The sequence below is a fragment of the Streptosporangium sp. NPDC000239 genome (genome assembly GCF_040300765.1).
Classification (GTDB): domain Bacteria; phylum Actinomycetota; class Actinomycetes; order Streptosporangiales; family Streptosporangiaceae; genus Streptosporangium.
Genome location: NZ_JBEPEI010000001.1, coordinates 1,065,586 through 1,078,335 on the forward strand (window position 1 = coordinate 1,065,586; position 12,750 = coordinate 1,078,335).

11 protein-coding genes are annotated in these 12,750 nt (G+C 70.5%); 3 read left to right on the plus strand and 8 right to left on the minus strand.

The window, feature by feature from the left end:
• Positions 1 to 2 precede the first annotated feature (2 nt).
• Both ABT340_RS04915 and ABT340_RS04920 read right to left on the minus strand, forming a co-directional pair.
• A complete protein-coding gene (locus ABT340_RS04915) occupies positions 3 to 770 on the minus strand; it encodes a cytochrome d ubiquinol oxidase subunit II (protein ID WP_352009316.1) in 768 nt (255 codons plus the stop codon).
• Positions 771 to 798: 28 nt separating this feature from the next.
• On the minus strand, positions 799 to 1,977 hold the full coding sequence (locus ABT340_RS04920) for a cytochrome ubiquinol oxidase subunit I (protein WP_352009317.1): 1,179 nt from the start codon (positions 1,975 to 1,977) through the stop codon (positions 799 to 801).
• A gap of 134 nt (positions 1,978 to 2,111) precedes the next feature.
• On the opposite strand from ABT340_RS04920, the gene ABT340_RS04925 reads away from it, so the two are divergent.
• Positions 2,112 to 2,456, plus strand: a complete 345-nt coding sequence (locus tag ABT340_RS04925) for a PadR family transcriptional regulator (protein ID WP_352009318.1) — start codon at positions 2,112 to 2,114, stop codon at positions 2,454 to 2,456.
• Here the strand turns inward: ABT340_RS04925 and ABT340_RS04930 are convergent.
• Both ABT340_RS04930 and ABT340_RS04935 read right to left on the minus strand, forming a co-directional pair.
• Entirely contained in the window at positions 2,453 to 3,157 is a 705-nt protein-coding gene (locus ABT340_RS04930; RefSeq protein WP_352009319.1) for a permease prefix domain 1-containing protein, read from the minus strand. The genes ABT340_RS04925 and ABT340_RS04930 overlap by 4 nt on opposite strands.
• Before the next feature lie 162 nt (positions 3,158 to 3,319).
• Complete coding sequence (locus ABT340_RS04935) at positions 3,320 to 4,744, minus strand: pentapeptide repeat-containing protein (protein WP_352009320.1); 1,425 nt, start codon at positions 4,742 to 4,744, stop codon at positions 3,320 to 3,322.
• A gap of 161 nt (positions 4,745 to 4,905) precedes the next feature.
• Here ABT340_RS04935 and ABT340_RS04940 point away from each other — a divergent pair, with 161 nt between their 5' ends.
• Both ABT340_RS04940 and ABT340_RS04945 read left to right on the plus strand, forming a co-directional pair.
• Positions 4,906 to 7,272 (plus strand): ExeM/NucH family extracellular endonuclease, encoded by a 2,367-nt coding sequence (locus tag ABT340_RS04940; protein ID WP_352009321.1) that lies wholly within the window; start codon positions 4,906 to 4,908, stop codon positions 7,270 to 7,272.
• A 353-nt stretch (positions 7,273 to 7,625) separates the two neighbouring features.
• The gene (locus ABT340_RS04945; RefSeq protein ID WP_352009322.1) at positions 7,626 to 7,997 is read left to right on the plus strand and encodes a thioredoxin family protein; all 372 of its coding nucleotides are present in this window, start codon (positions 7,626 to 7,628) and stop codon (positions 7,995 to 7,997) included.
• A gap of 75 nt (positions 7,998 to 8,072) precedes the next feature.
• Here the strand turns inward: ABT340_RS04945 and ABT340_RS04950 are convergent, their stop codons facing one another.
• The 4 genes from ABT340_RS04950 to ABT340_RS04965 form a co-directional block, all read right to left on the minus strand.
• Positions 8,073 to 9,404, minus strand: coding sequence for a class II 3-deoxy-7-phosphoheptulonate synthase (locus tag ABT340_RS04950; RefSeq protein WP_352009323.1), 1,332 nt, complete (start codon positions 9,402 to 9,404; stop codon positions 8,073 to 8,075).
• A 136-nt stretch (positions 9,405 to 9,540) separates the two neighbouring features.
• Entirely contained in the window at positions 9,541 to 10,743 is a 1,203-nt protein-coding gene (locus tag ABT340_RS04955) for an FAD-dependent oxidoreductase (RefSeq protein WP_352009324.1), read from the minus strand.
• 101 nt (positions 10,744 to 10,844) lie between these two features.
• Entirely contained in the window at positions 10,845 to 11,726 is an 882-nt protein-coding gene (locus tag ABT340_RS04960) for an aldose 1-epimerase family protein (protein WP_352009325.1), read from the minus strand.
• A gap of 10 nt (positions 11,727 to 11,736) precedes the next feature.
• Positions 11,737 to 12,744: a LacI family DNA-binding transcriptional regulator gene (locus tag ABT340_RS04965; protein WP_352009468.1), complete on the minus strand. Its 1,008-nt coding sequence runs from the start codon at positions 12,742 to 12,744 to the stop codon at positions 11,737 to 11,739.
• Between the last annotated feature and the right edge of the window lie 6 nt (positions 12,745 to 12,750).

The following is a 12,750-nucleotide window of genomic DNA, read 5'->3' on the forward strand; positions in this document are numbered from 1 at the left end:
CCCTAGAAGAACGACGGCAACCGACCGGCCGCACGCTTGGGACCGAACGTGCGCCATGTCCATACTTGCGCACCCGCCATGACCGGCGTCAAAGGCGCGATTATGAGACTGAGCACACCCAGCGTGCCCTCGGGCGCGGCGTGTTCGAGCAGCCACGGCGCCAGTACGGCCAGCGGCACCGCGGCGGGCAGGGCGGCGGCGCACGCCGAGACCAGCAGTGCCCCGCCGCGGCGGCTCCTCCCGGTGACCCGTCCCGGCAGCGCCCAGGAGGCGAAGGTCCAGCCGTGGAAGGCGAACGCCCCGGCGACGACGGCGACGCAGGCGATCCCGGCGAGTGGGGAGGGCGACTCCGGCAGGCCCTGGGCGATCGAGGCCAGGATCATGCCCCAGCTCAGCGCCAGGCCGTACGATCCGGCGCAGACGGCCCAGTCCCAGGCGGCCCGCCAGCCCGCCCCGTCGAGACGGCGGCGGAACCACAGGCCCGCGTCGCGCAGGATCCACGAGATCAGCAGGGTGACGACCAGCGGGTAGAGGCCGTACAGCACCCGTCCCTCGACCTCGGGGAAGGCGCCGAAGAGCACGCCCGCGACGGCGACCAGCCACACCTCGTTGGCCAGCACGAACGGGGCCATGGCCGAGACGATCGTGTCACGGTCCCGCTGGGTACGGCCGAGCACGGGCAGCAGCATGCCGAGGCCGATGTCGAACCCCTCCAGGGCGAAGTAGCCGATCAGCAGCAGGGCGAGCACGCCCAGCCAGAGGACGTCCATGGATTCCTCACCTTCCGTGGCGGGATGTCTAGTGGCTGAGCGCGTGTTCGAGAACGGCGGGGGTGGGTTCGTCCTCCGCGCCGAGGGCGACGGTGCCGGGGCCGCGCCGTACGGTTCCGGCGATCAGGAGGTAGTCGGTGACGGCCAGCAGGCCGAGCACCCCGGTGAACCCGACGAGGGAGACGGTGACCATGCCCGGTGTGAGGCCGTGGGACATGGCGTCGGCGACGGTGAGCCTGCCGTTGATCAGCCACGGCTGGCGGCCGACCTCCCGGGCCAGCCAGCCGCAGATCGCGGCCAGGAACGGCGCCGGGGTGAGGATCACCAGCAGCGGCTGCGCCCAGCGCCAGCGCGGCAGCCAGTAGGTCAGGGGCGCCAGCAGGAGCAGGAGGAACTGCACCAGCTGTCCGATCCCCATCATGGCCGCCAGGGCGACCCCGGCCAGCGGGACGCGGAACTTGTCCGGCTGGTAGAGGCCGATCGAGCCGAACTGGGCGTAGCCGAAGGCGACCGTGACCAGCGACCCGCAGAAGGCGACGAGCAGGCCCGTGCGGAGGGCGGAGGTGAAGAACTCCCGCTCGGGGGTCCGGCGGAACAGCTGGTAGGCGGAGGCCCCCATGACCACGGAGCCCGCGGCCCACAGACCGGCGCCGACCACGTGGGGGAGCGAGTTGACCAGCGCCGGGTTGCTCAGCAGCGCGCCGAAGTCGGTCAGCACCAGACGGCCGCCGCGCTCGACGGCCCCCACCGGGTTCTGCAGGAACGAGTTCGCGGCCATGATCCAGAAAGCGGAGACGTAGGCGGTCAGCGTCACCATCCAGATGCACGCCAGGTGCGCCCACCGGTTCAGCCTGTTCCAGCCGAAGATCCACAGGCCGAGGAAGGTGGACTCGATGAAGAAGGCGCCGAGCGTCTCGATCGCCAGGGGGGCGCCGAAGACGTCTCCCGCGTACTCGGACAGGCCACTCCAGCTCAGCCCGAACTGGAACTCCATCACCAGGCCGGTGAAGATGCCGAGCGCGTAGTTGGTGACGTAGATCTGACCCCAGAAGCGGGTGGCGCGCTCGTGCTCGGGCCTGCCGGTCACGGCGTGCCGGGTGTGCATGATCGCGATGATCGGGGCCAGGCCCAGCGTCAGCACGACGAACAGGAAGTGGATGCTTCCCGTCACCGCGAACTGTGTCCGCGCCAGGTCGAGCACGCCCACGGTTCACCTCCGTTGTTGTGTCTGACTACCTATAGGCACTCTACATGTAGAACGGCTACATGTAGCCTGTCTGCGGAAGGGTAGGGTGAGGGCGTGAACGATCGAGTCGCCGTAGGGCGGGCGGAGGGCGCGAGGTGAACGCCGACGCGCTTCGCGGGCACATGGACGCCCTGCTGTTGTCCGTGCTTGAGGAGGAACCTCTGCACGGTTACGCGATCATCGAGGCCCTGCAGGCACGCAGCGGCGGCTCACTGAACGTGCCGACCGGCACGGTCTATCCGGCGCTGCGACGGCTCGAACAGGCGGGATACCTCGCCAGCGAGTGGGCGACGGTCGGCGGGCGCAGGCGGCGCACCTACCGGCTGACCTCCTCGGGCCACCGGGCCCTGGCGGGGGAGCGCGCGGCCTGGCGGGAGTTCACCGGTGTGATCGGCGGTGTGCTCGACCCCGGTGGCTCCGGGGAGCGGCTGGGCCGCTAGGACCGGCCGAGGGCCGGGACGCGGCGCCTGCGGGTGATCATCAGGCAGCGGGTGGCGCCGTACAGCTGCAGCAGCGACAGCCCGAGGCTCAGCGTCTCGACGCCGAGGTTCAGCGGGTGGTCGAAGAAGTCGTCACGCTGCGCGCCGTAGGTCAGCAGCAGCCCGAGGGCGCCCGTGAGCGGCAGCACGATCAGCACCAGCACTCCCAGCGACCGGGTGACGAGCCTGGGCCGCCTGATCCTGCGCAGCCCCCGGCCGAGCGCGAACAGCCCGGCCCCGCCGAGCAGGGCGACCGCCAGCTGCAGATAGTCCAGGCCGCGGGAGACCGGCATGAACCACGCGGGCCATCGCTCGTAGGCGATCGGGTCCTGGGCGGAGAAGCGCCACACCAGGCTCCAGGCCATGATGGTCAGCGGCACGCTGATGAACAGCAGCGCCGCGAGCCTGCGCCCCGCCGAGATCGACAGCCCCTCCTGATAGCCCGGCGCGATCTCCTCGACCGGGCCGAACTCCTCGACCGCGACCCGCTCGGCCTCGGCCCTGCCGAGCCCGTCGAGCTCCAGAGCCTCCGCGGTGTCGAGCAGGCTGTCGCGGGCCTCGGTGACCATGTCGAGTTTCGGTCCTCGCGGCCCGCTGAGCGTACGGCTGAGCCTGGCCACGTAGTCGTCGATCACCCCGGCTCCGGCCACGCCCACCTCCACCCCCGTACTCCCTGTGCGGTCATCACCGTACATCGTCGGGGTGGAGGTGGGTTCGGCGCATCCGGGATAACCCGGACACAACCCGGAGTCACCGTCTCGCGCCCCCGCGGACGCCTTCTCCGAGCCCGGGAAATCGCCGATTTCGGGAAAACGGACAGGCCGTTACGGCGACAACTGGATGGAGGGATGCGGCGTCCTCGGCGCGCTCGCCCGGCGGGCCGAGTGCGAGGCCGAACCCATCAGCAGGCTGCCCACGGTGATCGCCGCCAGCAGGGCGAACCAGCCGACGACCCGTCCCATCCGCAGGCCGTACCCGCTGATGATCCAGTGCAGCGACAGCAGCCAGCGGCCGGAGGAACGGCTGGTCGCACGGCGCATCTCCATGGCGCCGAAGGCGAAGTCGGCAGCGGTCGCCTTGTCGTCGATCCCGGCGCGCAGCCGTGAGTACAGGACGGCGAGGCGGTGCGGCGCGGGCACGTCCTGCTCCTCGTCCGACCAGCCGCGCCAGGCGTGCTCGTCGGCCAGCGTCCGCCGGAGGGTCCACCAGCGCAGCGGCGGCCAGTGCGGCGTGATCCGCACGCCGCGCGGGGTCGTGGCGAACACGCAACCGGTCAGCCTGAGCCGTTCCGGGGTGCGGATGCCGGTGAAACGGCAGGTGCTGAGATCGACGGCGCTCAGCTGGAGCGCCTCCGCCTCAAGCCCGCGCACGGAGGTCACCGCGGCCGCGCCGTTCCCGCTGACCGTGGCCTGGCCGCGCAGCGTCGCCTCTTCGAGGTCGGCGACCGCGCCGTCCAGCCGCACGCTCAGACGGCCCGTCACCCGGATACGCCGCAGGTCGACCGGGCAGTCGCGGACCGCCAGGTCGAGGCCGTTGCCCGCCCACGCCCCGGCGAGGGTGAGACGGCGGCCGACCGAGACGGGGGCCAGGTAGCCACCCGCCCAGAACCGTGTCGCCTCGAACCCGGCCAGACCGCCGAACTCCGTCCTCCTGAAGGAGACCGCCCTGCCGAACCGGCAGCCGCGGAAGGTCACATCCCCCTGGAAGAGGGTGCCGTCGAAGGTGGCGAAGTCGTGGAACTCGGCCCCCTCGAAGGAGACGGTCCGGGCGAACCTCGCCGAGCCGAACAGGGCGTCCCGGCCCGCGGACACCCGGTCGAAAGCGGCGTGCCCGGCGACGTGGACGCCGTGCAGGGAGACCTCCCTGACGAACTTGACCTCCCTGAAAGAGACGTTTCCGGCGAACCTTGCGCCGACGAACGAGGCCAGGCGATGGAAGCGAGCCTGGTCGAAGGAGACGTCCCCGCTGAAGACGACGTCGCAGAACCTGACGTCCTCGGGGAAGACGGCCAGGTCGAACCTGGCCCTGCCGAGACGCCCACGGGTCGGGGCGAGGACTCGTTCCAGCAGGTCCTTGCCGATGACGGTGCCCCGCAGATCGATCGCGGAGCCGGGGGAGAGGCCGCGGAGGACCTCGTCGAGCTCGTGATGCTCCAGATGGGCCAGGCAGCGCCCGTACGGCTGCCGGGCCGATCCCGCGCACTCAGGGGAGGTGGCGCAGGTCATCCAACCCACGTCCAGAGTTCTCATAAAACAGTGATACCCCAGACGAAGCCTTACGTGAGATCTACGTCATAGCAAGCTATAACTGATGCCTTTAGTCAGCACTTAGTGTCAAGATTCGTTGATTTCACCATCTGGCCATTTCTAAGTAAGTGTCGGCAGATCAAACCGGTTCTACGCTCCGCCTCATGCGTGCCTTATCCCGAGTCATCTCCGCTCTGGCCGTCCTCGGCACCGCCGCGGCCACGGTCACCGCCCTCCCCCCGGCACCCGCACTGGCCGAACCGGGAACCGTCGTCATCAGCCAGGTCTACGGCGCGGGCGGCAACAGCGGCGCACCACTCGCCAACGACTTCGTCGAACTGTTCAACCGGAGCTCCACGCCGGTCGCACTGGACGGCTGGTCCGTCCAGTACGGCAGCGCGACCGGCACGGGGAACTTCGCCGCCAACCCCGTCGTGCCGCTGTCCGGCACGCTGGAACCCGGCCGCTACCACCTGGTCAAGCTCGCCGGGGGAGGCGCGGGCGCCCCGCTGCCCGCCCCGGACACGACCGGGACGGCCAACATGAGCGCGACCTCGGGCAAGGTCGTCCTGGCCCGCTCCGCGCAGGGACTGGCCTGCAACGGCGGCTCGACCCCCTGCTCACCCGAGCAGAGCGCCCTCATCGCCGATCTCGTCGGGTACGGCACCGCCGACTACGCCGAGGGCGCTCCGGCCCCCGCCCTGTCCACGACCACCGCGGCCCTGCGTGCCGGCCACGGCTGCGCCGACACCGACGTCAACGGCACCGACCTGGTGAGCGCGTCCCCCGCGCCGCGCAACGGGACCACGGCCGCCGCGCCGTGCGGCACCCCGGAGCCCACCCCCACCCCCACGCCGACTCCCACCCCCACGGCCAGTCCCACAGCCAGTCCCACGGTCACGCCGACCGGGGAGCCGTGCCAGACGCCCGCGACCCACCCGATCGCCCAGGTACAGGGCAGCGGGGACACCAGCCCGCTGGCGGGCCGGACCGTACGCGTCCAGGGCGTGGTGACCGGCGACTTCCAGCGGGCCGACCAGCTCGGCGGGTTCTTCCTGCAGGACCCCACCCCCGACGCCGACCCCGCCACCTCGGAAGGCCTGTTCGCCTACGCCCGTGACACGTTCAAGGACGTCAAGGCCGGCGACCGGGTGCTGGTCACCGGCAAGGTCGTGGAGTACAACGGCTGGACCGAGCTCTCACCGGTCACCGCCGTCGACGTCTGCGGAACCGGCACCGTCACCCCGGCCAGGCTGAGCCTGCCGCGCGCCGAGGGCTCGACCCTCGAACCCGTCGAGAGCATGCTCGTCACCGTCACCGGGCCGCTGACCGTCACCGACCACTACAACCTGGGCCGTTTCGGCGAACTCACCCTCTCCTCGGGAGGACGCCTGTTCCAGGCCACCGACAGGACCGGCGTGGACGAGGCCGCCGACCGGCGCCGCAGCCTGCTCCTCGACGACGGCTCGACCAGGGAGAACCCGCAGACCATCCCCTACACCGACCCGCGCGTCGTCCGCCTCGGCGACACCACGCTCGGCGCCACCGGCGTCCTGGGGTACGGCTTCGGCGTCTACCGCCTCCAGCCGACCAAACCGGTCACCTTCCTGCGGACCAACCCCCGCCTGCCCGCGCCGCCGCCGGTGTTCGGCAACGTCAGGGTGGCCAGTCTCAACACCCTCAACTGGTTCACCACCCTGGGTTCACGCGGTGCGGACACCACCGAGGAACAGCAGCGGCAGCTGACCAAGCTGGTCGCCACGCTCAAGGGCCTGAACGCCGACGCGGTCGGCCTCATGGAGGTCCAGAACAACGGCCAGACCGCCGTCCAGGCACTGGTCGACGCGCTCAACGCCGAAGTGGGCGCGGGCACCTACGCCGCGCTGACCCACCCCAACCCGGGCACCGACCTGATCCACGTCGCGGTGATCTACAAGCCCGCCACGCTCAAGCCCGTCGGCCCGGCCCGCTCCTCGGCCGACCCCGTCTTCAGGCGGCCTCCGCTGATCCAGACCTTCCGCCGGGTCCGGGGCGGCCAGCCGTTCACGATGGTCGTCAACCACTTCAAGTCGAAGGGCTGCGACGCGGCCGCCACCGGTCCCGACGCCGACCTGGGCGACGGCCAGGGCTGCTACAACGGCGAACGCGTCCGCCAGGCCAAGGCGACACTGGCCCTCGTCGAGAGCTTCAGGCTGCCCAACGCGCTGGTGCTCGGCGACCTCAACGCCTACGGCGAGGAGGACCCGATCGACACGCTGGAGGCGGGCGGGCTGACCAGCCTCAGCAAGCGGTTCGTCCCCGCGCCGCTGCGCTACAGCTACCTCTTCGAGGGTCGCAGCGGAGAACTCGACCACGCCCTGGCGGGCCGGGGCCTGCTCAGGAAGGTGACCGGCACGACCATCTGGCACGTCAACGCCGACGAGAGCCGCATCCTCGACTACAACACCGAGTACAACCCGCCTCGGCTCTACCGGCCTGACGCGTTCCGGTCCTCGGACCATGATCCTTTGGTGGTCGGGCTGATGTTGTGATTCTTTGCGCCGCCTGGCTGTGTCTCCTTGCGCCGCCTGGCGGCGTCGCGGGGCTTGGGCGCTCCGAGTCGATGTCTTCCCTCGTCGTTCGTCCGCTCCGCTCCCTCACTCCTCAGTCCAGACACCGACGCGCCCAAGCCGAAACCCCTCACACACGGCACCGGAAAACCCAAGATCAAAACCCTTCACACCTGAGGCGGGGGATCCCTCGTATCCGGTACGGCGGCGTTCGGATCGGCACCCTTGAACGGGGGTGGTCCGGGCGTCGCCGGGGTGGGCGTCGGGATGGAATGTCCGGGGGAGGGAAGTGGTTATGCGAGCCATACAAGACGTGACGACAAGAGGAGCCACAGGTGGCGACCATTGAGGTAACCGAGAAGAACTTCAACGAAATCGCCGACGAGGGGATCGTCCTGCTGGACTTCTGGGCGTCCTGGTGCGCGCCGTGCCGCACGTTCGGGCCGATTTTCGAGAAGTCCTCGGAGAAGCACGGCGACATCAAGTTCGGGAAGATCGACACCGAGGCCGAGCAGGGGCTCGCGCAGGGCTTCGAGATCACCTCGATCCCCACGGTCATGGCCATCCGGGACGGCATTGTCGTCTTCGCTCAGCCCGGGGTGCTGCCCGCGCCCGCCCTTGAGGACCTCATCGGTCAGGTCCGGGCGCTCGACATGGACGCGATCCGCGCCGAGCTGGCCAACGAGCTCCGCGCGCAGAAGGACTGACCCCGAAACGACGAAGGGTCCCGCACCACAGGCGTGGGACCCTCGTGTGTCTCGCGGCGAACCGCAGCTCAGGGCTCAGGAGGAGCGGTAGAGCTCCGCGACCCGGAAGGCCATGTCGAGCGACTGGCTCCGGTTGAGGCGGGGGTCGCAGGCCGTCTCGTAGCGCAGCGCCAGGTCGCCCTCCGCGACCTCGTCGGCGCCGCCCACGCACTCGGTGACGTCGTCGCCGGTGAACTCGATGTGGATGCCGCCCGGGTGGGTGCCGAGGTCCCGGTGCACCTCGAAGAAGCCCGCGACCTCGTTCAGCACGTCGTCCAGGCTCCGGGTCTTGTGACCGCTGGGGGCCTCGAAGGTGTTGCCGTGCATCGGGTCACAGATCCAGGCGACCTGGGCGCCGTTCGCGGTGACCTTCTCCACCAGCGCGGGCAGGTGCTCGCGGATCTTGGAGGCGCCCATCCTGGTGATGAAGGTCAGGCGGCCGGGCTCGTTGTCGGGGTTCAGCTTCTCGACCAGCGCCAGGGCCTCCTCGGCCGTCGTGGTCGGGCCCAGCTTCACGCCGATCGGGTTGCGGATGCGGGAGAAGAACTCCACGTGAGCGCTGTCGAGCTGGCGGGTGCGCTCGCCGATCCAGACCATGTGCGCCGACACGTCGTACGGCTGGCCGGTCCTGGAGTCGATCCTGGTCAGCGCCCTGTCGTAGTCGAGGATGAGCGCCTCGTGCGAGGAGTAGAACTCCACGCCGTGGAACTCCGCCGGGTCGGCACCGCAGGCGTGCATGAACGCCAGCGCCTGGTCGATCTCCCCGGCCAGCCGCTCGTAGCGCTTGCCCGCGGGGGACTCGCTGACGAAATCCTGGTTCCAGGCGTGCACCTGCCGCAGGTCGGCGTAGCCGCCCTTGGTGAAGGCGCGGATCAGGTTCAGCGTCACCGCGGAGGAGTGGTAGGCGCGCAGCAGCCGTCCCGGGTCCGGCAGACGCGACTCAGGGGTGAAGTCGAGACCGTTGACCATGTCGCCCCGGTAGGCGGGCAGCTCGACGCCGCCGCGCACCTCGGTTCCCTTCGAACGGGGCTTGGCGAACTGCCCCGCTATCCGGCCGATCTTCACCACGGGGACCCTCCCCGCGTAGGTGAGCACGATCGCCATCTGCAGCAGCGTCTTCAGCTTGTTGCGGACGGTGTCGGCGGTGGCGCCGGCGAAGGTCTCGGCGCAGTCACCGCCCTGCAGCACGAAGGCCTCGCCTCGCGTCACCGCCGCGAGTTCGGCCTTGAGGTTGTCGCACTCCCCCGCGAAGACGAGCGGGGGAAGTGCGGAGAGTTCGGCGACGACCTTGTCCAGCTCGCCGCGGTCGGGCCACTCGGGCTGCTGCGCCGCGGGAAGCTCCCGCCAGGAATCGAGGTAGTTGCTCACGACATACCAGGCTATTGCAACCTCGTGGGCGAACCCACCTCAACGTCCACAGATTGAGAACCTCTTTGTCACTGTGGAAGACGTCGCGGTGCCTGTCGGTAGGGGGCCGTGGGCTCGGCGGAGATCCGTTGCGGGCTCACGAGGGGCTCTTGACGTGTTCGGGAAGGACACCGAGGCCGATGAACCGGCGGGTCAGGGCGCCGACCACCGGAAGGTGGGACAGGTCGCGTGGCAGCAGCTCCGGGGCGTCCCGCCCGTCCAGGGCCGGCCGGATCAGCCGGTCCTGCACCACCCGCTGGGCGAACTGGGTCACCACGGTCGGCACCGTACGGCGGCGCTGGATCCTGGCCAGCAGCGACTCGGGGATCTCCGCGCCGGAGGCCAGCGGCCCGGCCAGCAGGTTGGCCGTGGCGACGGCGTCCTGCACGGCCAGGTTGATGCCGACGCCGAAGACCGGCGACATGGCATGCGCGGCGTCCCCGATGACGAGCAGGCCTGGCCGGTGCCAGCGGCGCAGCCGGTTGAGCGCGACCGAGAGCACGCTGACGTCGTCGAAGCCGGTCAGCAGCCCGGTACGGCCCGCCAGGAACGGCAGCAGGTTCGCCACCTGCTCCCGCAGCGTCTCGATCCCGGCCGCCCGCAACTCCTCGAAGCCGCCCTTGGGGATGGCGTAGGCCAGCTGCCAGTAGGTTCCCCGGTCGATCACCACCATGATCCGGCCCGAGGACAGGCGCAGGAACGTCTCGTCCGGGTCGCTCTCCTCGCGCGGCAGCCGGAACCACACCACGTCCATCGGCGCGCCGTGTTCGATCGGGACGAGCCCGGCGGCACGCCGTACGTCGGAGTGGCGTCCGTCGGCGGCCACGGTCAGTGTGGCTCTAAGCTCGTGCTCGCCGTCGGGGTCGCGGTAGCGGACCCCGCGCACCGCGTTCCCCTCCCGGATCACGCCGTGCACCTCGGCGTTCATGAGGAGACGGAAGGTGGGGTAACGCGCGGCGGCGGTGGTCACCAGGTTGAGGAAGTCCCACTGCGGGACGAAGGCGATGTAGCCATACTCGCCTCCCAGTTTGGACAGGTCGGCGACCGGAACCGTCCCCTCGTCGGTGTGCACGGCCATGCCGTACGCCTTGTGGTGCGGCAGCCGCAGGAACTCCTCGGCCAGGCCGATCTCGTGCAGGACCTGCAGGGTCGAGGGGTGGATGGTGTCGCCCCTGAAGTCACGCAGGAAGTCGGAGTGCTTCTCCAGCAGCGTCACCTGGACGCCGGCTCTGGCCAGCAACAGCGCGAGTACGGCCCCGGCGGGACCGCCCCCCGCGATCACACACGTGTTCCGAGTCATAATTCATCACCCAATGAAATTGTCGCACAACGGGGTCGCCAAGGAAACCGTCCCCCGGAGTCCGGTACGGCACGCGTCAGATCAAGGGTGGGGAAGAGGCCTCAGAGCGGGGAGATCGTCCAGGAGGTCTCGGTCGTCTCGCCCGGCTGGAGCACGATCAGGTCGGTGCCCGAGTTGAAGGCGTCCGGCGGGCAGGTCATCGGCTCGACCGCCAGCCCCCGATAGCCGGACCCGGTGCCGCCGCACACCTGCGCCCACGGCAGGACCGAGGCCCGCCAGCTCACCTCGACCCCGCCCTCCGGGCCGCGTACCCGCACCCTGGTCAGGCCGTCCGCCCCGGGCCTCAGACCGGTGAAGGTGTGGTCGACGACCGTGCCGCCGAGCCGTCTGGGCTCCCTGAAGTCGTACGGCGTGCCGGAGACGTCCTCAAGGGAGGCGGGCAGCATCCGCTCGTCGGGCAGCAGCACCCTGTCCGCGGGCACCAGCAGCTCGTACTCCCCGGCGTCCTCGCCCGCCAGCAGCCAGGGATGCGGCGCGCAGCCGTACGGCGCGGCGTGCTCACCGGTGTTCTCCGCGGTCAGCGTGGTGGTCAGGCCGCCGGAGGTCAGATGGTGGAGCACCCGCAGGGCCAGGGTGAACGGGTAACCGGGCACCGGGGTCACGGTGTGCGCCAGCCGTACGTGGGCGGGGCCGATCTCGACCGGTGACCACCTGACGTCGGCGACCAGCCCGTGCAGGGCGTTGCCCCGGGACTCCTCGTTCGCGGTGAGGCGGTGGGTCACGCCGCCGAAGGTGTAGCGCGCCCCGCCGACCCGGTTGGGCCACGGGGCCAGCAGGGTGCCGCTGTAGAAGGGGACGGGCCCCTCCGGCGGCCAGTCCGCCACCAGGTCGCGCCCGTCGTGCCTGAGCACGCGCACGGCCGCCGCGAACTGACTGATCTCGGCGTACATGTCGCCGTCACGAAGGATGAACTGCCTGGGCACGACTGTCCTTTCAGGCGGAGGCCCGCTCGACCAGATGCGTGTCGAGGATCACGACCGGCTGCTCCAGGTGCTCACCGTTGATGCGGGCGACCAGGAGGTGGGCCATCTGACGGCCCATCGCCTCGGTCGGCTGGTGCACGCTGGTCAGCGGGGGAGAGGAGTGGGCCCCGGCGGGGGAGTCGTCGAACCCGATCACCGCCACGTCGCCGGGGACGTCCCTGCCCTCGTGCCGCAGCACCCGCAGCGCGCCCAGCGCCATCGGGTCGGAGGCGGTGAAGACCGCGTCCAGGTCCGGGTGCTCGGCCAGGAGCCCGCACATGGCCCGCGCGCCGCTGTCCTCGCTGAAGTCGCCGTAGGCCACGATCTCCGGCACGCCCGTGGCGATCAGCGCGTCGCGGTAGCCCGCGAGCCGGTCGACGCCGACCCCCATGTCCTGCGGGCCCGCGATGGTGGCGATCCGCCTGCGGCCCCTGCCCAGGAGGTACTTCACCGCCTGCCTGGCCCCGGCCCTGTTGTCCACGTCGACGTAACAGTAGGGGTCGAGCCCGACGGGCTTGCCGCCGATGACGGTCGGCACGCCCATCTCCTCCAGCCTGCCGGGCAGCGGGTCGGCCCCGTGCAGCGAGATCAGCAGCACCCCGTCGACGTGCTGGCCCGTCAGGTAGTGCTCAAGACGGTCGTGGTCCTGCCTGGACTGGGCCATCGCCAGGATCAGCTGCAGGCCCGTCTCCGAGAGCGCCGAGCCGATGCCGCGGATGGTCCCGGCGAAGTAGGGCTCGTCGAAGACCCGCAGTTCCGACTCGGAGACGACCAGCGCGACGGTGTCCGTGCGCCGGGTGACCAGGGTGCGGGCGGCCCGGTTCGGGACGTAGCCCAGCTCCCTGATCGCCTGCTGCACCGCGTCGCGAGCCCTCTCGCTCACCTTCGGCGAACCGTTGATCACCCGGGAGACCGTGCCGCGCCCGACTCCGGCCAGGGCCGCGACCGCCTCAAGGGTCGGACGACGGTCGCCGTTCATGTTTCT

Coding starts and splice junctions, on each gene's coding strand:
- ABT340_RS04915 (WP_352009316.1), bottom strand. CDS start 770: ATGGACGTCCTCTGGCTGGGCGTGCTCGCCCTGCTGCTGATCGGCTAC.
- ABT340_RS04940 (WP_352009321.1), top strand. CDS start 4,906: ATGCGTGCCTTATCCCGAGTCATCTCCGCTCTGGCCGTCCTCGGCACC.
- ABT340_RS04955 (WP_352009324.1), bottom strand. CDS start 10,743: ATGACTCGGAACACGTGTGTGATCGCGGGGGGCGGTCCCGCCGGGGCC.
- ABT340_RS04965 (WP_352009468.1), bottom strand. CDS start 12,744: ATGAACGGCGACCGTCGTCCGACCCTTGAGGCGGTCGCGGCCCTGGCC.
- ABT340_RS04935 (WP_352009320.1), bottom strand. CDS start 4,744: ATGAGAACTCTGGACGTGGGTTGGATGACCTGCGCCACCTCCCCTGAG.